This is a genomic window from Neomoorella sulfitireducens (assembly GCF_024733845.1).
Lineage (GTDB): Bacteria > Bacillota > DSM-521 > Neomoorellales > Neomoorellaceae > Neomoorella > Neomoorella sulfitireducens.
The window spans coordinates 26,728-47,827 of the sequence record NZ_JANRHG010000018.1 but is presented as its reverse complement, the minus strand read 5'-3'; the positions used below and the strand labels follow the sequence as shown (position 1 = coordinate 47,827).

Below are 21,100 nucleotides of genomic sequence, written 5' to 3'. Positions count from 1 at the left end.
ATTATAATGTCGGCCCCACCTTGAGGCGGTGTATTAACCTCATCCCGCCAGGCTATAATTTCTTTCAACATTGATTCCAGTTGCTTTAAACTATTGATGGTTAATGGTGTCCTTACCAGGCGTTCCAGATCATTCATCAATGCCGTCAAACCATTCATTGATATAGCAGGAAGGCTGTGGGCTTCCTTTTTTAGTAATTCTACAGCCGCAGGAAGATCGCGAAATTTCTTCTCTAAAAGCAATAATACCAGGGGACCAATACCACCTTTAAGGTCATCCTTTTTGAAGGAAGGATGATGGAAAAGCTGGGTAGCAGCGGCAACAAATTGCTCCAGGATGGCAGCAACCCTGGCAAGTATCGAGCCGAATTTCTGCTGCAAAGCCACCGTACTCCCGGCGGCCAGCAGGGAAGAAAAAACGTTTCCGCGTACCTCAATTAAGCCCCCGGCCCGGACCATAGCCCTGGATACAGCTCCCGCTATATAAATATTACCACCAGCTTCAACACTCATCCCTTCTTCAACCTGGCCGGCAATCATTACATCGCCGGTGAAAGAAATGTTTCCCGAGGTAATATCAACATTACCAGTATGCATAAGGGCAGAAACCACACTGATAATAACCCGCCCTTTCCCCCCCTTTGCTACAGGGCGGCCAGCTGTAGTAGCTATGATCTCCAAACCATCATCGCTTAAAACTGCCCCGGAACCGGCTGTAATTTCAATATCCCTGGGCTCGGGGGGCATGATTATTTCCCCAGTTACCGCCTTCCCCGGCTGCCCAACTTCAGCCGGGTGTTTCCTGGCCAGGACCATTCCGGCTTCAACAGCGGTGAAACGAAATCTTTCCCGGAAGTTCACCGTCTCTTCTTCTCCGACTGTTACTGGAACCTTTTGCTGGGTAGTAAAGAATAATTCTACCGAGGCGTCTTTACCTGGTACGGGTGGTTGCCCCCGGGCAATGGTTAAAGTACCCTCAGTTGAGGCTTCCAGTCCCCGGGCACAGGCCTGCCAGTCGATACCATACTTGATACCCTGGCGCCCCATCTCCCGGGTTAAATCTTCCAGGGTAAAAGGTTTATAGAAATCTTCGTGCTCCAGGACCTCCAGGTATAAAACCCGCGCCGGTGGCAGGTCCCGCACTTGCCGCCGGACTAATACCCAGGGTTTTACCTGTAAAAGTGCCTCCTGTTTATCCGCACTAACCTTTACCTGCCAGTATCCTTCCCGCCTTTCATCCAGGACGATTATTTCCACCCTGTCCTTCTCATTTACAGGCGTCGGTTCGCTTCGTTCTTCCCCATTTACTACCAGGCGCAACCCCGGGCAGGGCACTATCACCGGATAAGGGCCTCCGGGCGGGTGTTTTATTACCAGCTGCCCGTCTATAATGGCCGCCCGGGATGCCGCGCCGTATTCCCCGGGCTGCTCAAGGGCACCAGCCTTTAAAGATTCCATCTGCAATCACTCCCCTCCACTTTGAGGGGCGCCTTTAAGGGTTTCTAAGACGCGGAAAAAGCCGATTATTTCCAGGTCATGGCGAATATTTTCGGGTATATGGGTAATTTTCAAAACGCGGTTCTGCCGGCTCAACAACCTGGCCTGGCTGAGAAGCATCCCGGCACCGGAGGAATCCATGAACTGCAAGTCCTTAAGAACTACCTCCACCAGGGGAGCCTCCTGCCTTTCAATCTCTTGCTGCAACTGGGCAACATTGCTATAATCCAGTTCCCCCGCTACCAGCAGGGTGGCCTTTTCCTTTTCATTATTTACCCTGATCTCCATGACACTCACCCCCCCTTTCCCGGTCTTTCTTAAGTATTACCAGGGTTACATCATCCCTTTGCTGCCTGCAGCCGGTAAAGGTAAATAAGTCATTTAAGATAACCTCCTGGAGTTCAACTGCATCCAGGCAGGTATTGGCGGCAACTATCTCTTTGAGGCGATTTAAACCATAATTTTGACCGTTGGCATCGCGGGCTTCTACCAGGCCATCGGTATACAGGATAACTACATCGCCGCGAGACAGGACAACTTGTTCTGGTCGAGTACCCTGGTATTCCTCCAGGAAACCCAGGGCCACCCCCCTTACCCGGGGTACGTGGATATTACGGCCTGAAAATATTACCGGAGACGGGTGTCCGGCGCTGAGGCAGGTTAAACAATTATGCTGCTGTTCATAAGAAATAAGGCACAGGGTGGCAAAGGAACCGGCGCGATGCAGCTGCTTTCCCCCGGTTGCAGCTAGCTGATTTATGATTTCTAATAGGGACAGATCTTTACTGGTACAGGCATGTAAGATTGTACAAAGCTCCTTCATTTGCCCGGCAGCACGCATACCTTTACCCATTACATCTCCGATAGCAACAATAAGTTGATCTTCCCCCAGGGGAATAAAAGCAAAAAAGTCGCCGCCTTCCAGGCCTGCTGGAATACTACACCCGGCACCCTGTATACCGGCATGTATTATTTGTTTCCCCTTGCCACCGGTATCCAGGGACATTTAATATTCACCCCCGGTTGCCTTGCTCTGGTCACTACAATCTAAAAGTTCTTCCATACCTACGAGCCGGAAAACTTCGGCAATCTCCGGACAGGGGTTAATAACCCGTACCTCACCTCCCTTCATTGACCACCGGCGCTGTATTTCTAATAAACCCCTGAGACCTGTAGAATCTATAAAGGATACCCCTGCCAGGTTTATTTCCAATTGCCCCTCTCCTTCCTGTACTTCTGCTGCTCGCTCCAGCGTGGCCAGGGTTTCCATGTCTAACTCCCCTTTAAGGTTTAAACAGCGCCCATAATCGCCCTTGGTTACAGAGATTGCCAGCATAATAGCGCTCCTCCTCTTTCTTTACTTAAGAAGCTGGAGAACAGATTTCTTCACCTGCTGATTGATGGAAATCCAGGACCAGGGTGGTTCCCCTGGAACCGGTAGTTAGATAAACTTGATCAGCATAATAAAGCATTAAAGTAAACCCGCAACCAAGAGAATTTTGGGTGGAGTAATGTCGCATTAAAGCCGCTTTGGGTAAATCTTTTATCTTAATTCCCTGGCCCTGGTCTTGAATAATTACCCGGATGGCCTCATCCGTCTGCCGGACCACCCATTCACCACCCGTAGCATGTTTTAAAGTATTGGTCAAAGCCTCAGTTAAAGATACGGCCATCCCGTACGCGCGGGCGCTAAAAGCCGCGGGTAGCAGACTGCACAACTTGCTGCGAGCTAAAGCTATGTCAGCAGCCTTGTTAACTACTCCCCGTGCCAGTTCCTTCCCCTGGGATAATACAGCTACCATTTCTCCTGAAGTCAAAAGCTGCAGGCGCCCATTGGTGACGGCAGCCACGGCTTCCCGGTAGGCCTGCATCTCCTGGCGGCGCATCTGCCTTTCCTTTTCAACAATTTCGGTAAGATCAAAGGCCAGCAGGCCCCCTGACCGGGAGTCAAGGGGTATACCGTGCAGGTCAAAAATCCTTTTACCGTCATCACTTACTATCACTTCCCGGCAGTGGGTTCCCCGGTGTATTGCCTGGCGCATTAAATTTTCTATTGCCGGCAGGGGCAGTTCCAGGTCAGCCTGTCCTGTCAGATGGCGAAAACGCCCCTTTTCGTAACGCATTACCTTGCCCAACCGCATGGCATTGAAAATCTCCGAGCTTTGTAACTCCGCAAGTAGGCGTTCTTTAACCAGGTCCTGTAAATGGGCGGGAACTAATTGGGATACTTGCTCGATGAAGTCCCCAGTACTACCCGTCAGTAAACGGTATTCTTCATTACCCAGACGGCTGGCTGTTTCCTCACCCCGGTAAACGGCTATGATATCAAAGAGGTGGATGTTACCCTTGCCCTTTGTCGGTACCCCTGCTACATCCAGGCTAAGATGCTGCTTTAAATAAATCCGGTATTGACCGGGAACGGGAGCTTTGGTTTCCAGGCCCAGTTCCATGGTATTCAGTACGAGAATACGGCCGGCATAACGTTTCCCATCGGCGGCAACCAGGCTAATGCCTATGGGCGCCGGTGGCTTGCGGCGTAAAGGGCCGGGACTCATGAAATAATCGCAATCGACACAAGAACGATTTGGGGTCTTGCGGGTACACTGGCTGCACTCTTGCATACCTGCCCCCCTCTACTGCTCTGGCTTTAAACCAGGTTTAAAGATTCTCTTTTTCCCATAAAGAGAGATTTTTCCATCGTTTCCCTTCTTGTAACTTATAACTACTTACTATCAACTTATCCAACCAGTGACTTTGGGCAATTACTAAAGGATGGACAAGATCGCCGTAAATCTTAATTAACCTCGCGAGCCATTCTTTTTCTACCTGGATTTGCCTGGCAAGGGTGCGGGGATCCTGGTAGGTTGCCGGTTCGTAGGTGGCCTTTTGACTTAAGACGGTTATTATGTCTGGGTCAAATTGCAATCCTTTCCCGCTATATATTTCCATCAGGGCTTCACTAACCGCAATCGCCTTACGGTAGGGTCGCGACGCCGTCATGGCATCTAAGGCGTCGGCAATTGTTACTATTCTGGCCAGCAAGGGAATCTGTTCATATTTAAGGCCGGCATAACCGTTTCCATTCCACCATTCATGATGGTAGCGAATAACTGCTACCACCTCATCGTTGCCCCCTCTTTGCTCCACCCAGTCCGCCCCTTAGTCGGTATGCTTTTTTATTTGCCCCCATTCCGCCTCTGTCAGTGGCCCTGGTTTCGTCAATATCTCATAACGTACATGCATTTTGCCGGCATCATGCAAGAGGGCACCCCTCAACACATCCCGGCAATGACGGTCTTCTATTCCTAGATCCATGGCTATCCTTAAAGCAAAGTTGGCCACCGCAGCTGAGTGTAAGTACAGTACCGGCCAGTATTGCCGAATCTCCAGTTAAATTTTAGTAACCGTATCCCTTTGCATTAACCCGCCCCCCTTCGTTCCATCTAGAAATAGCAGAGGCAGCCACGAGTATTTTGCATGGCTGCCCTTTAAAAGTTAAGGTAAAATTAAAAACCGACTTTAAAGTGGCAGCCTGGCAGTCATACCAGCATAGTGGCTACAGACCCATGGCTTTGCGTCCCACCCTTTCGAGTGGTTTGCCCTTAAACACTTTAATTTATTTGCTTAAGAGATAGATATCTCTTAGGGAACCCTGAGAGCGGGGGAAGGAACGGTGACGTTAGTCCAGTCACCCCCGGATATTTTTCCCAAAAAATTACATGGAGATTCTCGTTCCTGGAGGTGTTATAGAAGGTAGCACTAGAGAGGTTGGAAGGAGTGTTATTGGCAATAATTTTAAGGGGGCCAATAGAGGGGAAGTTTCTTTCCAATTATTTACAATCAAGGCATATAATCCCCCCCCCCCCCCCCATTGGCTATTTTTGTTTTTTATGTTAATTTCTGTTATGCCCTTTGCCGGCACAGGAATTATCCTCCCATAATTTGCTATAATATTTTTATATTCGACCCCGCTCAACAAATTCCTTCTCTCAGGTAAAAGTAATGGTTAATTTACCCCTGCCGCAATTACCAGATGCGCGGGTTTTCCAGGCCGGCCGGGCGCCAAGGCTGCGGGGACGTTATCATCGACAGGGCTATAGGTCGAGTCCTGGGCCGTGGGGTCATAATAAATGGTGGACAAAAAACGCCATGGAAACTGGCAGCATTATCCATGGCATAGGTGCTCTTTAGGCAACGGGAAAGCGGGTCGCGGGCGTGTTAAAAGTAGTGTTATCTTACCTTCTGGATACCCAAGGACTTTTCCAGGTCGATAATGTGTCCTTGCTCCACCAGCGCTATTTCCCTGATGACCTGGGCGACGTCGTACAATTTCAAGGCTTCCAGTTGCTCAATACGCTGCAGGTACCGGTTCAGAGCCTCATACTCGGCTTCCAGGTCCTGGCGCAGCATTTCGACGTTATTGAGGGAAGTCTTGATTTCCTGCACCTGGACGGTAGGGATGCCGCCCATGTACTGGATCTTGTCGCTTTACGGCATGATCGTGCTCATCCTGGGCATGCTGGAGTTCTTCATCGATAATAGCAAAATACTGGGGGCCGGTAAGCATGCTGGCGTGCTGGATGTACTGGATCATGGCGGCGTATTCCCAGGACAGGTCCAGGTTGAGGAGCTTGATTACTTGCTCGATGGTCATAAGCCTCCAGGAGTATGCTTATACTACATAATATTAGTTTTCCTGGTAAGTGTGCCCATACAGAGTAAGTCCAGGTATGGGTTTTAACCATACTTATACAGGATGCCGAAGCCGCCGCGGGGATAACGCCAGTCAATGTTGTCGTGGGCGCAGCCGTAGCGGCAGGTACCGCATTCCACGCAGCCCTCGTAGGCCGTCTCGATCCGTTCCTCCCCCTCATTCCAGACATATACCCGAGCCGGGCAGATAAAGGTGCAGGGCCTGCCGTCACAGTGGCGGCAGACCTCCCGGTCCTTAATGCGCAGGTGAGGGTGTTTATCTGTCTGGTACCGGTTAAGAAAAAGCTTATCTTCCAGGCGCATCAGCCCATCACCCTCCAGAAGTGGTAAAGGTCCCCGGCCAGTTGTATACGGCTGCGTTCGGCCGTAATTTCCCTCCAAATGCGCTTCTGTTTTTCCCCCTTGGGTACATTATCGACGGTTAAGAACTCCCTGGCGGCCCGGGAAAGGAGCTGCGGGTAAAGGGTAAAGAAGTGGGGATTTTGGTCAAAGAAAAAGGGTGCCCGCTGGTACTTCTGCAAGTCCTGCAAGACAAAGCTCTCTGCCAGCATCTCCCGGTAGGGCGCCAGGTTAGCCGCGCTGTAGTCGCCCTTTTCCCGGGCGGCCAGGATGGTCTTGGCTGCCAGCAGGCCGGAGGTCATGGCGAGATTCGACCCTTCCCGGTGAATCCCGTTGACCAGCATGGCGGCGTCACCGGCTACCAGGACGCCGTTACCATAGAGTTTAGGAATGGCCCGGTAGCCGCCTTCGGGAATCAGATGGCCCTGGTATTCCTTGCTCTCACCCCCGGTTAGCAGCCGCCGCACCATGGGGTGACTTTTCAGGTGCTCCAGGAGGTCGTTGGGGTTCAAACGGCGGCGGACCAGGCTTGACAGGAGGACGCCCACGCCCACAGAGAGGGAATCCTTGTTGGTATAAATAAAGGCCGTTCCCATCATGCCTTTAGTAGCGTCACCCAGGAGTTCAATGGTGCAACCCTGCCCTTCCTCCAGGTTAAAGCGGTCCTCGATCTTTTCCCGGGGCAGGGCAATGATCTCTTTGACGGCCACGGCCAGCTGGTTGGTATTGATGCCGTCCTTTTTCAGGCCGGCCTTCTGGGTTAAAAGGGAATTGGCGCCCTCGGCCAGGATGACTACCTCCGCCCGGACGTCGCCCTCAGCCCGGCCCGCCCTTACCCCGACGACGCGATCCTTCTCCCAAAGGAGGTCCTCGACGACGGTTTCATTAATCAGCAAGGCCCCGGCCGCCACGGCCTGTTCCGCCAGCCAGCGGTCAAAGCGGGCTCTCAGCACGGTAAAGGCATTGTAAGGCTCGCCGGCAAAGGTCATGCTCTTATACCCCAGGGTAAGGGCCGCTTCATCGGTCAGCAACCACAAACGCTGCTCCACCACCGGCCGCTCTAAAGGGGCCTCCTGGTAAAACCTGGGAACTATCGTTTCGGTGGGGTGGCGGTAAAGGACCCCGCCCATGACGTTTTTGCTCCCCGGGTGCTCGCCGCGCTCAAAGATAATTACCTCCACCCCGGCCCGGGCCAGGGTTATGGCCGCCGCCAGCCCTGCCGGCCCGGCGCCCACTATGACGACTTCAAACCTTAGCGCCATCATAATGCCCCCATACAAACTTAACATCAACCAGTGCTAATAACCACCCTGAGCTGCTCTTCCAGGCCTACCCAGGCCCCGGGGCCAGCTGGCGGTGAAATTCTGCCGTTAAAGCCGGGACCACTTCCCGGAAATCGCCGACGATACCATAGGTGGCAATTTTAAAAATAGGGGCCTGCGGGTCATTATTAACGGCTACGATAACGTCTGCACCCTGCATGCCCACTAGGTGCTGGATGGCCCCGGAAATGCCGATGGCAAAATAGACTTTCGGCCGCACGGTAGTCCCTGTTTGGCCCACCTGGTACTCCGGAGGCAGCCACCCGGCCTCCACCGCCGCCCGCGAGGCGCCCAGGGTGCCGCCCAGGACCCCGGCCAGTTCTTCCAGGAGGCGAAAGTTTTCCTTCGACCCCACGCCGCGGCCGCCGGCAACGATGATCTCCGCCCGGTCGAGGTAGATGGCTTTGTTTTTTTCTTCGATGATCTCTATAACCTCAGCCCGGGCCTCGGCTTCATTGAAGGCCATATCCACCCGCACCAGTTCTCCCCGGCGGTCCTCCTGGCGGGACGGCATGGGCATGACCCGCGGTCTCACGGTAGCCATCTGGGGCCGGTGCCGGCGGCAGAGGATGGTGGCCATGACATTACCGCCAAAGGCCGGCCGGGTCTGCTCCAGGAGGCGCGTCTCCGGGTCAATGGTGAGACTGGTGCAGTCTGCCGTCAAGCCGGTCCCCAGGGAGGTGGCCACGGCTCCTGACAGGTCCCGGCCCAGGCTGGTGGCTCCCAGGAGTAGTATCTCCGGTTTGTACTCTTTTACCAGTTGTACCAGGGCCCGGGCATACGGGGCCGTGCGGTAGGGTCCCAGGACGGGGTCCTCGACCAGGTAGACCTTATCCGCCCCATAGGCCCACGCCTCGGTAACCAGGCCGGCCACCCCCTGGCCCAACAGGACCCCGGCCAGCTCTACCCCCAGGGCGTCGGCCAGCTGCCGCCCTGCCCCCAGGAGTTCCCAGGAGACAGGGGCCACTTCTCCCCCCACCTGTTCAATAAAGACCCAGACGCCGCGATAACCGGTATTTGCTGTATCAGCCGGCATGGGTATGCCTCCATTATTTATCAGCTATAATTTTCATCTGCACCAGCCTGGCTACCAGGGTTGCCGCCGCTGCCCGGGGCTCGCCGGGAATTATCTCCCCGCCCGGCCGCGCCGGCGGGGCAAAGATGCGCCGGACGGAAGTAGGGGAGCCTTTGAGGCCAATTTGCGCCGGGTCAAGGTCCAGGTTATCCTTGTTCCAGGTGGTGATGGTTGCCAGGGCCGCCCTGATTAAGGCCGGCAGGGAAAGGTAACTCAGTTCATTCAAGTCCTTAACCACCGTTAACAGGGCCGGCAACCGGCCGCGGATGATTTCCCGCTTTCCTTCCAGCTTGCGCTGGACCTGGATGTACCCCTGTTCCAAATCTACGGCGTCAATGGCCATACAATAGGTCAGCTGGGTGAAACCCAGCCGGGTGGCAATCCCCGGCCCTACCTGGGCCGTATCGCCATCGATAGCCTGCTTGCCGCAAAAGACCAGGTCAACCGGTGTTTCCCGGCTAAGGGCTTCGATGGCCCGGGCCAGGATATAGCTGGTGGCCAGGGTATCGGAACCGGCAAAGGCCCGGTCGGTGAGAAGGATAGCCCGGTCGGCCCCCATGCCCAGGGCCCGCCGCAGGACCTCTTCGGCCTGGAGCGGTCCCATGGACAGGGCCGTAACCCGGCCGCCGTACTTTTCCTTTAGCCGGACCGCGGCCTCGACAGCATGGGCATCAAAGGGGTTGATAATGGCCGGTACCCCGGCCCGGACCAGGGTATTGGTCCGGGGGTCAATCCTGACCTCAGCCGTGTCCGGCACCTGCTTGACACAGACCACCATCTGCAACAAAAAAACCCACCCCTGCTGCTAGTATGGGGTGGGGTAACCCAAAATATGCAATTATTGAGGATAAAAAAAGCTATCAGGTTTGGCCTGATAGCTTTTTAATGTTTGGTACCCAGTTTTTTAATACCGCTCTCACCCTCAACCATTAATTCTACTGTATTGGTAAGGACATCGGTATAGCTGAAGGATATCCGGCGTTCCGGGCTTTTACTCTCTTCCAGTCGGATCACAAAGATGTTGGGGTAAGTCTTTTCCAGTATACCGGTCCTCTCCAGGATCTTTTTTCGTCCCCGGTTGGCCCTCAGCCTTACCTTCTGGCCCACACGGGCCTCCAGGTCCTCTCTGATAGTTGCCAGTACTTCCTTGCCCGCCAAAAAAGACCACCCTCTTTCCGCGTATACTTTATTATACAACAGCAGGAGGGTGGTGTCAAGTTATTCATTTTATTTTACTAAAGAGACAGGTATATTGTCAAGGGGAATATTGGTATAATTTTGGTCGTTGTTATTAAGATATCTTCAATAAGGGGAAGTAGGGAAGCCAAGGCGCAGTTTGCCTTTGATCTCTATGCCTCCTATACCCTCATTACCGGTGACGGTATCTTTAATTATATCTGCAGGGCCCAGGGTCTTTTCAATTGTTGTATAGGCAATACGCTCCACAACAAAAACCGGATCATAGGCATGAATTAAAACCCGGCGGGGCGAACTGGCAAAGGTAGCGCCGGCCTTAAGGAGGGCTTCATAATGGGACTGGCAGGCCCCGGCAAAAATAACAAGGTCGTCATGGGTAGGCCTTAATGTCCTGGCCGCCCTTACTGCCGCTGCAAAGTGTTTTGAATGGCGGTAGCTGTCAAGGTTGGCATAATCGCCGCCTTCCCTTAACAGGCCGTCATGACCCGTAAGAACCAGGATATCGGGTGTGTATTCCTTTAAAAGAGCCTCCACCTTCGCTGCCTGCTGTTCTTCAGGCAGGCACACACCCTGGGCCGGTATTTTCAGCTGCTTGTAAGCATGAAGGCATTTATCAAGGTATTCTTCGTCGCCGTCAATATGCAGCACCCGGCCCGGTACCTCAAAAAAACCCTCTCCGGGAATGCCTTCCCTCTTCTCCGGTTCCCTTTCTTGCCGGTCTGGCCTTTCACCTCGTAGCAACAAAGCCTCCCTTTCGGCTTCCCGGCGCTGCAAAATTCGCCGGAAACAATGTATGTGCTTCTGAATGTCGCAGTGACGATAACGCAGGACTTCCTCCGCCGGCTGCAGTTCCAGGTCCTCAAGGGGGGCATCAGCCACCAGCCTGACATCCAACCCCCTTAAGATAGCTGTAGTTTCCCCTGTATCATTTATGATAAGAGATTTTACTTTAAAGAAAATATCTTTCCCATATTTTTTCCGCGCCACGATGTCCCCGGGCTTAATGTCATTCAACCTTCTCCCCTCCCCATAAGCCCTGTATCAATCTATTTTATGCCCCGGGACTTATGGAGGTGAGGACCGTACTGGACGCTAATCCTTTATCCCGTCCTTGATATTATGTTTAGTTTCCATAATGCTCCGGTACTGGCAACTATTTTGCAGTGACGGGCTATTATAACTAAATGTATAATGGTTGACAGCTGGATGACAGGCCCGAGAAATACAAAAAATACTCGAAGGAGTTGATGGCAATTTCTAGGACAATCTGTCCCGGCCTGCGATTATTTTGCCTGGCTTTGCTCCTGCTAACCGGTATTCTCGCCTTTACCAGCACGGCGAGTGCCGCCACTTACACCGTCCAACCCGGTGATACCCTCTATTTAATCGGCCTGCGCTACGGGATCAGCGCCTGGGATCTCCAACAAGCAAATAACCTGAGCAGCACATGGATCTATCCCGGCCAGACCCTCTGGGTGCCCGACCGGGGAGGGAATACTTACGTCGTCCAGCGGGGCGATACCCTCTACCTTATAGGTCAACGCTACGGCCTGTCTTACCAGCAAATCATGGCTGCCAACAACCTGACCAGCGATGTTATTTACCCCGGACAAATCTTACGCATCCCGGCAGGATCCTACCAGCCCGTAGCTTCCCGGGAGGCAAGTTACAGTGCCGGCGATCTGGACCTGCTGGCCCGTCTGGTCTACGGCGAAGCCCGCGGGGAACCCTATGCCGGCCAGGTAGCAGTGGCAGCGGTAGCCATTAACCGTGCCAAAGACGCGCGTTTTCCCAGCACCATTGCCGGTGTCATCTATGACCCCGACGCCTTTACCTGTGTTAACGACGGCCAGTTTTACCTGACTCCCGACGCAACTGCCTACCAGGCAGCCCGTGAAGCCCTGCGGGGCTACGATCCCACCGGCGGGGCCCTCTATTTCTGGAATCCGGCGTTAGTACCCGCAAACTCCTGGGTTTGGACCCGTACCATTATTACCCAAATTGGCAACCACGTATTTGCCCGTTAAAACACCATAAATAAATTAAGGTGGCGGCCTAAAAATCAGGCCATGCCACCTTTTTTACATAACTACACTACCGGAAGAAAAAACAAACCCGTGCTTTTAACCACTCTTGGTATATTTGTCGGCTACCTTGGAGGCCCCGCAGGAATAGGGTTTAATCCTGGCCGCAAAACCGCTGCCCACTACCATACCGACAATTTCCCGGATTAAGTCCCTGGTATCACCGTTGGGCCCGATGTCCAGATGGATCTCCAGGTTAAGGTCCGCATGGCCGCTGGCTGATAGCTTCTGGGCGATAAAGGTAGCCGTTTCCAGGCTTAAAGCCGTTTCATAAAAGATCTTCTGTCTTAGGGAAGTAATCTTGCGCTGGTATCTCTTCCTGTAGTAGTAACGTGCGCCCCTGCCGACCTGGTGAACTATTACCGCCGTAACAAAGCAGGTGCGGAGCCTGGCCTGGGAATCCGTACCAATAATGATTTTATACTGGGCTTCAGGATTGGCCTCAACAAACTGCATCATATCAGCAAACATTTCTTCAGCCGTCAGGCGACCCCTGGTAGGATTGATATAATACACCGTTTTCACCTTCTTTCTATTTGTTGCTGCAATATTTTACTTAGTACCGCGAAATCTTCAATCGACAAGGTTTCTCCCCTTCTCCGGGGATCGATTCCGGCAGCCATCACGGCGTTCAACAACTGCGGGCGATCCAGCCCCAGGCTCCCCAGGGCGTTTACCAGGGTCTTACGTCGCTGGTTAAAGGCGGCCCGGACCACCCGGAAAAAGAATTCTTCATCCTCTACCTGTACCGGAGGATCGGTGCGGCGGGTCAATTTTACCACCAGGGAATCAACTTCCGGCCGCGGGTAGAATACAGTGCGTGGTACCTTAAAGATTATGGCCGGCTCCGTATAATACTGGACTGCCACACTCAAAGCTCCGTAATCCTTACTTCCCGGTAGAGCCAGCATGCGGTAGCCCACTTCCGCCTGGACCATTAGCACAGATTCCGTAATATTAAATTTGCCGGTCAGTAAATGCATCAGGAGGGGAGTGGTTATATAATAAGGAAGGTTGGCCACAAGTTTATAAGTGGGCAACCTTCCTCCTTCTTCTCCCTTATATCGGGCAACTAGCTCGTCAAAATTTATTTTTAAGGCGTCACCGGCCACCAGGCGCAGGTTATCTTTATCCTTTAGATTTTCTTCTAAAGCAGATATTAAATCCCCATCGATTTCAACGGCAATTACCATACCCGCCTGTTTCAGCAGCTCCTGGGTAAGGGCTCCCAGGCCGGGTCCTATCTCGATAACAATATCATCAGGGCCAAGGCCGGCGGCCACGGCTATCTTCCTTACGATGTTGCTATCCACAAGAAAATTCTGCCCCCGGGATTTCCGGGGTACCAGCCCTTTTTCCCGGATCAGGGCCAGGGTTTTACCTGGCGTAGCAACCGAATTCACCCCAATCCCTCCACTAGAGTATTATACTACATCTGTATTCGCGATACAAATATCTGTAAATGGAAAAGCCCCGGGAGATGTGGGAAAGTAAAAATAAACACCACCCCGCCGGAATGGTGTTTATTTAGTCCATTTATGCCACCTACCCCGGGAGTAAACCGGGGTCGTTAAAAGCATTTATTTTAAAACGTAAACCTTCACCCGGCGGACGCCCCAGCGGATCGTAGCCGCCTCCGTGTCCAGGAAGACATCAATACGGTTACCCTTGATAGCGCTGCCTACATCCTGGGCAACGCCAAAACCGTAGCCTTCAACGTAGAGCCTGGTACCCAGGGGAATTACGCTGGGGTCTACAGCTATCGTCCCAACCCGCGGGTAAACCCCAGTCGCCGTAAGTTTGCCTGTATGGGTATATGCCGTCGCGACGGCGTAAATAACCCGCTCAAAGCGAAAACTCTGGCCCCCGCGGGAAGCTGTATCCAGGGTTCCTGCAGCTATTATCTCCGGTACGGGTTCTTTAACCACCCTGGTTGCTACCAGCTCGCGGCCGGTTTCTTGCCCGTCTTCATATATAATCCGGTATGTTTCTTCCTGGATACCCTTCTGCCCTTTCTGTACCAGGCGGGTGATGCCTTTTTCTATTTCCCTGTCCGGGCGACGCTCCACCCGGTAATCAATTTCCCTCTTAACCGTTTCTGTTTTATAAGTGACCCTGGTAATTTTAATTATATCCCCTGCCTTAACGGTAGCAGCAAGATCCGGGGTAACCCGGTCTTGGGACTGCAGGGTTAAACCCGATTTAGCTAAAACCTCGGCCACCGTCACCGGGGGAGTCCAGATCTCCCTTTCCTGTCCGTCGGCGACTATCTTTACCGGAACGGCCCTTTTGACCGTTATCACCATACCTTTAATTACCGGTGCATCCAGGGCGGGTTCGACAACGTCCTCCAGACCGAGGGTAACCTGCTGCTCATTTAAAAACTGGCCTACCTGCCCGGCAAAGGTCCGGGCCTCTATTTCCTGCCCATCTACCTGCAGGGTTACCTGTTTCCAGGCAACGTTAATAACTCCCCAACCGGTACCGGTAAAAAGCAGCAATAGCGCCACCAGCAGCCAGGGCCAGGTCCGGCGGCGCCACCGGTAATCCTTCCGGTGCCAGTTAGCTATCCACCCGTCCATGGGTCACCTCCCATTAGTCATTATAACTATGAAATAAAAACTTCGACGCGGGAGCAGGATTTTCCTGCCCCCGCGTCTGGTAATTTTAGCTTATTGCCCTAAAATGCGTACAGTTACCTGGCGCCGGCCCCACTGGATGGCTTCGGCTTCACTATCTAAAAAAACGTCAATGCGGTTGCCTTTAATCAATCCGCCTGTATCCTGGGCCACGGCATAGCCGTAGCCTTCCACATAGAGCCTTGTCCCCAGGGGAATAACCCGGGGGTCAACGGCTACTACTCCCCGGTAAGGCCAGATACCTGTGGCCGTCCGGTTGCCGGTATGGGTATAAGCCGTAGCAATTACTTCCAGGGTATCCCCGGCCCGGGCCGCCGTGACCGCCGGGTAGGCCCGGCTGCCGTAGGCCACTATCTGCGGCTGGGGCTGGACTTCGATCCAGGTATCCAGAAGCTGGCGTTCTATTTCGACGCCATTCTCTTTCTTGACCTGGTATTTATAATAACGTACGCCAGGCTGGCCTTCCTGAACCACCTTTTCCTTTCCCGGCTGTAAAGTCCGATCCGGCCGGCGCACCAGGGGAGGCGGTACCGGTTCCTGGCTCACTTCAATAACGTTTTCTACCCTGACGACCCGTACGTACTGGTATGGAGTATCGCTGCCCAGATTGCTTTCAATCCGGTCTTCAGGCCCCAGGGTTATCCCTTCCTGGACCAGGATCCCAGCTACTAAGGGTAATGGTACCTGGGACCATAGCTCCTTCCCGGCAATCTCAGCCGCTAACGGCACACCGCCGGCCATTATCAGTTTTAAACCCGGCCAGAACCATGCGCCGGGCAGGGGTAAAACCCAGTCACCGGTTCCCGGCCGGCTGCCATCAGGGTCCTGGCCTTCCCCAAAGAACCACTGGCTGGTAACCACCTGCCTGGCGCTACCATCGACAAAAATATCAACCCGGTTACCGGTCCAGCCTACCAGCAGCAATGACTGGAGCCCCAGCAACAAGCAGACCAGCGCCAGCAATAATTTTCTCCGGCCAGGACAAGGCCGCTGGCCGGAAGGGAGTAACAACTTGAACATGGGGTCACTCCTTCCATATCATGCCAGCTATAGCCTTGCCAGAATATTCCTCTTTTATACTCGTAAAAAAATCCTGCCCTGGAGGCAGGAAGGATTATACTTATTTCAAGCGGTATGCCTCTATTTCCTGGAGCGAGTTTTGGGGGTTAAAGCCAGGCTATCGTTCCGACCGGGGGTAAAGCCGGCGGGTAACCAGATATGGCCTTCAAAATCGAGGCCAAAAGGGCAGAAAAGCCCCGCTTTAACGGCATGATGCTCTATGATGAACTGGTCAAAGATGGAGGGGTACTCATGATAAGGTTTCTCTATCAACCTTTTACCGTTATTTGAACCAGCATCCCTGTCCGCCCTCTCCTGCCGAAGCCAGCCAGGAAAAAAGGAAATTAAACACTTTTCTCACCAGCGGGTGAATGAGCTCTGACAAGGGGATATCATGTACCGCCCTTACCTTAAGGTAGGCCGGGGTAAAAGGCAGACTTACCTCATCGCCTTTATCGATGACGCCTCGCGCCTCATCACCCACGCCCAGTTCTTCTATGAGCAGAACTATACCACCGAGCGGCAAGTTTTATGAAAGGTTTGTCGGGACAATATTGCTTTATTACGCCTTGTGTAATATAATATTACATAATAAGTAATAATCATAGATAATAATATCTAGGGGCGTTGATAATGCCAGGTAAGCTATTTCCCATCGGCGGTCCTGTTGCGGAAGAAGATATCGTCGACAGGGAGGACTTCATTACCTCCCTTATAACTAGGCTCTCTGAGGGTCAAAGCGTCATGCTTTACGGCCCACGGCGCATAGGAAAAACCTCATTGGCTCATGAGGTGCTAAGGCAGCTAAAGATAAAAGGTTTTTATATCGCTTCAGTTGATCTTTTCCGGCTTTCCAGCAAGCGCGATCTGGCCGTTGCGCTGATTAACGCTTGCCTGGAAAACAGGACTGGCATTCGCAAGACAATCGACGCGTGGAAAGACCGGACTAAAACCATTGTCGGCACTGCGAAACTGGCAATTAAGCTCCAGGACCTTGAGCTCGATTTGGGGCTTTCGCAAGGCGACCAAAGTGATGAAGCCTTGCTTGACTATGCGCTGAACTTGCCCGGGGTGTTGGCCAAACGGGATAAAAAGCCGGTAGTTATCCTGTTCGATGAATTTCAAGATGCTTCCCGGGTAGCAGGGACGGAAATCTATAAAAAGATGCGTTCCTATTTTCAAAATCAAGAAGATGTGGCCTACTTGTTCCTGGGATCAAAAGGGGGCATGATGAAAACCCTATTCGCTGACAAAAAGGAAGCCTTTTACCGGTTCGCCACCATTCTTCCCATACCCTCGATTCCCGAAACGGCCTGGGTGGAATATATTGCCAAAAAGTTCCGCACCAGGGGAATAACATCTACCCCGGAAGCAATACAGGAGATTACCCGGAAAACCGGAGGGCACCCCCAGGACACGATGGTTGTATGTTCCGAACTATACTACGCATTGCTTGAAGCCGGGCAGGACACCATATCTCTTGAGATTGTACGCTTGGGATATGATCGCGCCCTGCTGACTCTTGCACCCATCTACGATGAATTACTGGACGATCTAAACCTGAGTTTCACCGGACGCCAGGTATTAAAGCGCATTGCCACAGGAACCAGCATTTATAGCATAGAAAACGCCAATCCTAATGAAATTAAGCGGACGATAGATCATTTGCTGGCTAAAACAGTGATCGAGAAGAAGGGGCGCGGGTCTTATGCATTCGTTGAGCCGATGTTCCGTGATTATGTGCTGCGGGAATTTTTTTGATCAAATCCCAAACAGGCGCCGGGCGTTGGCCGCGGTGGCTTCGCCAACGGCTTCCGGCGCCAGGCCGCGGGCGGCAGCGATGGCCGCGGCCACCAGGCCCACGTAAGCCGGCTCGTTGCGCCGGCCGCGGTAGGGCTCCGGGGTGAGGTAGGGGCAGTCCGTCTCGATGAGTAACTGCTCCAGGGGTACCCTTACAGCTATTTCCCGCAGCCTGGTAGCGTTTTTAAAGGTCACCGGCCCGGCAAGGGAAATATAAAAGCCCATCTCCAGGCACTCCCGGGCCATTTCCCAGCTGCCGGAGAAACAGTGGAGGACGCCGCCGGCCGGCAAAGGCCCAGCCTTTTTTAAAATCCGCAGGGTATCTCCATGGGCGTCGCGGTCATGAATAATTACCGGCAAGCGCAAAGAACGGGCCAGCTCCAGGTGCCAGCGAAAGACCTCCTGCTGGCGCTGCCGGGGCGATAGGTTGCGATAGTAGTCAAGGCCCGTTTCGCCAATGGCCACTACCCGTCCGTCCCTCGCCAGGCCACCGATGACCGCCTCTGCTTCGGCATCGAAAGTAACCGCATCGTGGGGATGGACGGCCACGGCAGCGTAGATGAAGGACCAACCGTGGGCCTGCTCCACCGCCCGCCGCGAAGAGGCTATATCATAACCCACGTTGATTACGGCCTTTACGCCGGCCTCCTGCAAACGGGTCAGGACCGCCTGCAGGTCGTTGGCAAAAGCAGGGTCGTTAATGTGGGCATGGGAATCAATAAGTCCTGTCATCAAAAACTTCCTTCCCCTGCCGCCCGGGGTGTAACCCGGGCACCTGGAATTTCAGGTTAAAACCCGGGAATCTTTGCCGGCGGTACTCCGCCTTAAAGCATCATTTACGGCGGCGCGCCGCCGGCAAGTATATAATAGCCAGCATTATAATAAATGTCAGCGTAAATTCCCCGAAAGAGTACCTGTGCCGCCGGCGGTCTACCTTACCTGGGCGCCGTCTTTAATTACCCGCTCTGGCGTAATCAGGCTTAAATTCTCGCCGTCCACGGCAGCCAGGACCATGCCCTGGGAGACAATACCCCGCAGTTTGGCCGGCTTCAAGTTGGCGACGATGATCACCTTCTTGCCCACCAGTTCCTCCGGCCGGTAGTGGCGGGCAATGCCGGCCACTATGGTGCGCCGCTCGTCACCGACTTTAACTTCCAGCTTCAGTAGCTTATCGGCGTTGGCCACTTTTTCGGCCGCCAGAACTTCGGCCACCTTTAGTTTAATGCGGGCGAATTCCTCGATGGATATCTCTTCTTCCCCGGGGTTAATTTCTGTGCCTTCTTTAACTCCAGCCGGCATCGCCGCCGGCTTCTCCTGTACTGCCACCGGTCCCTCTCCTTCCTGTTCGTTAAGTTCAATGCGGGGGAAGAGGGCTGGACCTCTTTTCACCCGGGTACCGGCAGGGATGCCCCCCCAGGTGGCCAGGCTCTCCCAGGTGAGGGCAGCGGGGACATCCGAAAGCCCCAGTTGCTCCCACACCCGGGCCGGTACGCCAGGCATAAAGGGCCCCACCATGATAGTAGCCTGGCGCATGGCCTCGGCCAGGTTGTAAAGGACCGTCTGCAGGCGCGGTTTCTTTAAGGGGTCTTTCGCCAGGGCCCAGGGAGCCGTCTCTTCAATGTATTTATTGGCCCGGTTCACCAGGCGCCAGATGGCTGCGAGGGCCCGTGCAAACTCGAAATTGTTCAGGGCTGCGTCTACCTCATCAGGTACGGCCCTGGCCGTGGCTATTAATTCCTCGTCCAGGGGCTCCGGTGCTCCAGGTGCGGCAATCACCCCGCCGTTGAACTTTTCAATCATGGCCGTCGTCCGGCTGAGGAGGTTGCCAAAGTCGTTGGCCAGGTCGGTATTAATACGGGTGATTAAAGCCTCTTCACTGTAGTAACCGTCGGCGCCGTAAGGCATTTCTCGCAGGAGGAAATAACGGATGGCGTCGGCGCCGTAGCGGTCGATGAGCACCATGGGATCGACGACATTGCCCTTGGATTTGGACATCTTGCCCCCGTCTACCAGGAGCCAGCCATGGCCGAAAACCTGGCGGGGCGGCTCAATGCCTGCAGCCATGAGGATGATGGGCCAGATAATGGTATGGAAACGGACGATATCTTTACCCACCAGGTGCACGGCCGCCGGCCAGTATCTATGGAAAAGGTGATCGTCTTCCGTACCGTAGCCCAGGGCGGAAATGTAGTTGGTAAGGGCATCAAACCAGACGTAAATGACGTGCCCGGGGTCCATGGGTACCGGTATGCCCCAGTCAAAGGTGGTCCGGGAAATACACAGGTCTTCCAGCCCGCCCTCGATAAAGCTGATCATCTCATTGCGGCGGGAAACCGGCAAAATAAAATCAGGGTGTTCTTTTATATACTGCAGCAATTTGCCGGCATACTTGCTCATCCGGAAGAAATAGCTTTCTTCCCTTACCAGTTCTACCGGCCGCCCACAGTCAGGACAGCTGCCGTCCTTGAGCTGCCGTTCCGTCCAAAAGGTTTCACAGGGGGTGCAGTACCAGCCCTCATAAGTGGACTTATAGATATCACCCTGATCGTAAATTTTCTGCAACAGCTGCTGGACTACACGCGTATGGCGCGGCTCGGTGGTGCGAATAAAATCGTTATAAGAAATATTAAGACGGCGCCAGAGTTCCTGGAAAGTGGCCACAATCCGGTCCACATATTCCTGGGGCGGCAGGCCTGCTTCCCGGGCTTTGCGCTGGATCTTCTGGCCATGCTCGTCGGAACCAGTGAGGAAATAGACATCGTAGCCCCTTAAGCGCTTGTAACGGGCCAGGGTATCGGCCATGGTGGTCGTCAGGGCATGACCAATATGCAGTTTATCGCTGGGGTAATAAATAGGGGTGGTAACGTAAAAAACCTTATCCCCCATCCTAGTCGTCCCCCTTCGGCAAATTCAGGAGTATTATATTAAAAAAAAGAGCAAGTTGTCAAGTTTTGGCTCTAATGGCGCGAGAAGGCTAATTTTTTGTCCAAAATATGGTTGACTTTTACTGGAAACACTGGTACCATATAGACAGGTTGTCGAAACATGTTGAAATAGGGAGGGGAAAGCCATGATTAAATCTACAGGCGTTGTACGTAAAGTGGACGAGCTCGGCCGGGTAGTTATTCCCATCGAGTTACGGCGTACCCTGGGCATCGATGAAAAGGACGCCCTGGAAATTTACGTCGATCACGAGAAAATTATCCTGAAAAAGTATGAGCCCGGCTGTATTTTCTGCGGCAACGCGGAAGATGTCGTCAATTTCCACGGCAAGAACGTCTGCCGGGTATGCCTGGAAGCCATGAGCCAGCAGGCTAAAGCTGTTTAAAAAAATAGCTTGGGCAGGATAGCAAAGTAAAAAACAACAGGGGCGCCT

Annotated in this window: 26 protein-coding genes, 1 pseudogene and 1 riboswitch; of the genes and pseudogenes, 5 read left to right on the top strand and 22 right to left on the bottom strand. The window is 53.4% G+C overall.

Features of this window, described 5'->3' with window-relative positions:
- The 16 genes and pseudogenes from NWF31_RS13640 to yabG form a co-directional block, all read right to left on the bottom strand.
- A partial coding sequence (locus NWF31_RS13640; protein WP_258361049.1) for a FapA family protein occupies nt 1-1,457 on the bottom strand: 1,457 nt, incomplete at its 3' end.
- Nucleotides 1,458-1,463: 6 nt separating this feature from the next.
- Nucleotides 1,464-1,784, bottom strand: a complete 321-nt coding sequence (locus NWF31_RS13635) for an STAS domain-containing protein (RefSeq protein ID WP_258361048.1) — start codon at nt 1,782-1,784, stop codon at nt 1,464-1,466.
- Nucleotides 1,765-2,502, bottom strand: a complete 738-nt coding sequence (locus tag NWF31_RS13630; RefSeq protein WP_258361047.1) for a PP2C family protein-serine/threonine phosphatase — start codon at nt 2,500-2,502, stop codon at nt 1,765-1,767. The genes NWF31_RS13635 and NWF31_RS13630 overlap by 20 nt, the downstream gene beginning before the upstream one ends.
- Entirely contained in the window at nt 2,503-2,832 is a 330-nt protein-coding gene (locus tag NWF31_RS13625; protein ID WP_258361046.1) for an STAS domain-containing protein, read from the bottom strand.
- A 25-nt stretch (nt 2,833-2,857) separates the two neighbouring features.
- Nucleotides 2,858-4,117: an ATP-binding protein gene (locus tag NWF31_RS13620; RefSeq protein ID WP_258361045.1), complete on the bottom strand. Its 1,260-nt coding sequence runs from the start codon at nt 4,115-4,117 to the stop codon at nt 2,858-2,860.
- Nucleotides 4,118-4,154: 37 nt separating this feature from the next.
- Entirely contained in the window at nt 4,155-4,421 is a 267-nt protein-coding gene (locus tag NWF31_RS13615; protein WP_340674384.1) for a Spo0E family sporulation regulatory protein-aspartic acid phosphatase, read from the bottom strand.
- Nucleotides 4,413-4,859, bottom strand: a pseudogene (locus tag NWF31_RS13610) (HD-GYP domain-containing protein); the annotation flags it as partial. The gene NWF31_RS13615 and the pseudogene NWF31_RS13610, both read right to left, overlap by 9 nt.
- Before the next feature lie 160 nt (nt 4,860-5,019).
- A riboswitch (cyclic di-GMP riboswitch) is annotated at nt 5,020-5,107 on the bottom strand.
- Nucleotides 5,108-5,211: 104 nt separating this feature from the next.
- On the bottom strand, nt 5,212-5,472 hold the full coding sequence (locus NWF31_RS13605; protein ID WP_258361044.1) for a hypothetical protein: 261 nt from the start codon (nt 5,470-5,472) through the stop codon (nt 5,212-5,214).
- A 254-nt stretch (nt 5,473-5,726) separates the two neighbouring features.
- The gene (locus NWF31_RS13600; protein WP_258361043.1) at nt 5,727-5,966 is read right to left on the bottom strand and encodes a ferritin-like domain-containing protein; all 240 of its coding nucleotides are present in this window, start codon (nt 5,964-5,966) and stop codon (nt 5,727-5,729) included.
- Entirely contained in the window at nt 5,914-6,150 is a 237-nt protein-coding gene (locus NWF31_RS13595) for a ferritin-like domain-containing protein (protein ID WP_258361042.1), read from the bottom strand. Before NWF31_RS13595 ends, NWF31_RS13600 begins: the two co-directional genes overlap by 53 nt.
- Nucleotides 6,151-6,233: 83 nt before the next feature.
- On the bottom strand, nt 6,234-6,512 hold the full coding sequence (locus tag NWF31_RS13590) for a ferredoxin family protein (RefSeq protein WP_258361041.1): 279 nt from the start codon (nt 6,510-6,512) through the stop codon (nt 6,234-6,236).
- The gene (locus tag NWF31_RS13585; protein WP_258361040.1) at nt 6,512-7,810 is read right to left on the bottom strand and encodes an FAD-dependent oxidoreductase; all 1,299 of its coding nucleotides are present in this window, start codon (nt 7,808-7,810) and stop codon (nt 6,512-6,514) included. Before NWF31_RS13585 ends, NWF31_RS13590 begins: the two co-directional genes overlap by 1 nt.
- 67 nt (nt 7,811-7,877) lie before the next feature.
- On the bottom strand, nt 7,878-8,906 hold the full coding sequence (locus NWF31_RS13580; RefSeq protein WP_258361039.1) for an electron transfer flavoprotein subunit alpha/FixB family protein: 1,029 nt from the start codon (nt 8,904-8,906) through the stop codon (nt 7,878-7,880).
- A 13-nt stretch (nt 8,907-8,919) separates the two neighbouring features.
- Nucleotides 8,920-9,729 (bottom strand): electron transfer flavoprotein subunit beta/FixA family protein, encoded by an 810-nt coding sequence (locus NWF31_RS13575; protein ID WP_422880288.1) that lies wholly within the window; start codon nt 9,727-9,729, stop codon nt 8,920-8,922.
- A gap of 98 nt (nt 9,730-9,827) precedes the next feature.
- Complete coding sequence (locus NWF31_RS13570) at nt 9,828-10,103, bottom strand: Veg family protein (RefSeq protein WP_258361038.1); 276 nt, start codon at nt 10,101-10,103, stop codon at nt 9,828-9,830.
- Nucleotides 10,104-10,247: 144 nt separating this feature from the next.
- Nucleotides 10,248-11,156 carry a sporulation peptidase YabG gene (gene yabG / locus NWF31_RS13565; protein ID WP_258361037.1) on the bottom strand — a complete coding sequence of 303 codons (909 nt, stop codon included), beginning with the start codon at nt 11,154-11,156 and terminating at the stop codon, nt 10,248-10,250.
- A 233-nt stretch (nt 11,157-11,389) separates the two neighbouring features.
- On the opposite strand from yabG, the gene NWF31_RS13560 reads away from it, so the two are divergent.
- A complete protein-coding gene (locus NWF31_RS13560; RefSeq protein ID WP_258361036.1) occupies nt 11,390-12,169 on the top strand; it encodes a LysM peptidoglycan-binding domain-containing protein in 780 nt (259 codons plus the stop codon).
- Nucleotides 12,170-12,265: 96 nt separating this feature from the next.
- On the opposite strand, the gene NWF31_RS13555 is transcribed toward NWF31_RS13560, so the two are convergent.
- The 4 genes from NWF31_RS13555 to NWF31_RS14700 form a co-directional block, all read right to left on the bottom strand.
- Nucleotides 12,266-12,742 (bottom strand): ribonuclease H-like YkuK family protein, encoded by a 477-nt coding sequence (locus tag NWF31_RS13555; protein WP_258361035.1) that lies wholly within the window; start codon nt 12,740-12,742, stop codon nt 12,266-12,268.
- A gap of 5 nt (nt 12,743-12,747) precedes the next feature.
- A complete protein-coding gene (rsmA, locus tag NWF31_RS13550) occupies nt 12,748-13,629 on the bottom strand; it encodes a 16S rRNA (adenine(1518)-N(6)/adenine(1519)-N(6))-dimethyltransferase RsmA (RefSeq protein WP_258361034.1) in 882 nt (293 codons plus the stop codon).
- Between the two features lie 177 nt (nt 13,630-13,806).
- Nucleotides 13,807-14,808, bottom strand: a complete 1,002-nt coding sequence (locus tag NWF31_RS13540) for a resuscitation-promoting factor (protein ID WP_277999047.1) — start codon at nt 14,806-14,808, stop codon at nt 13,807-13,809.
- A gap of 90 nt (nt 14,809-14,898) precedes the next feature.
- Nucleotides 14,899-15,885: a 3D domain-containing protein gene (locus tag NWF31_RS14700; protein WP_277999046.1), complete on the bottom strand. Its 987-nt coding sequence runs from the start codon at nt 15,883-15,885 to the stop codon at nt 14,899-14,901.
- Between the two features lie 198 nt (nt 15,886-16,083).
- Between NWF31_RS14700 and NWF31_RS13525 the strand changes: the two genes are divergently transcribed.
- From NWF31_RS13525 to NWF31_RS13515, 3 genes are all read left to right on the top strand, one after another.
- Nucleotides 16,084-16,215, top strand: coding sequence for a hypothetical protein (locus NWF31_RS13525; RefSeq protein ID WP_258361033.1), 132 nt, complete (start codon nt 16,084-16,086; stop codon nt 16,213-16,215).
- Nucleotides 16,216-16,318: 103 nt separating this feature from the next.
- Nucleotides 16,319-16,459, top strand: coding sequence for a hypothetical protein (locus NWF31_RS13520; protein WP_258361032.1), 141 nt, complete (start codon nt 16,319-16,321; stop codon nt 16,457-16,459).
- Between the two features lie 98 nt (nt 16,460-16,557).
- Nucleotides 16,558-17,685: an AAA family ATPase gene (locus tag NWF31_RS13515; protein WP_258361031.1), complete on the top strand. Its 1,128-nt coding sequence runs from the start codon at nt 16,558-16,560 to the stop codon at nt 17,683-17,685.
- On the opposite strand, the gene NWF31_RS13510 is transcribed toward NWF31_RS13515, so the two are convergent.
- Together NWF31_RS13510 and metG are read right to left on the bottom strand one after the other, a co-directional pair.
- Entirely contained in the window at nt 17,686-18,456 is a 771-nt protein-coding gene (locus tag NWF31_RS13510) for a TatD family hydrolase (RefSeq protein ID WP_258361051.1), read from the bottom strand. It lies immediately after the preceding gene.
- 198 nt (nt 18,457-18,654) lie between these two features.
- Entirely contained in the window at nt 18,655-20,610 is a 1,956-nt protein-coding gene (gene metG / locus NWF31_RS13505; protein ID WP_258361030.1) for a methionine--tRNA ligase, read from the bottom strand.
- 184 nt (nt 20,611-20,794) lie between these two features.
- On the opposite strand from metG, the gene NWF31_RS13500 reads away from it, so the two are divergent.
- Nucleotides 20,795-21,052: an AbrB/MazE/SpoVT family DNA-binding domain-containing protein gene (locus tag NWF31_RS13500; protein ID WP_258361029.1), complete on the top strand. Its 258-nt coding sequence runs from the start codon at nt 20,795-20,797 to the stop codon at nt 21,050-21,052.
- Nucleotides 21,053-21,100: the final 48 nt, after the last annotated feature.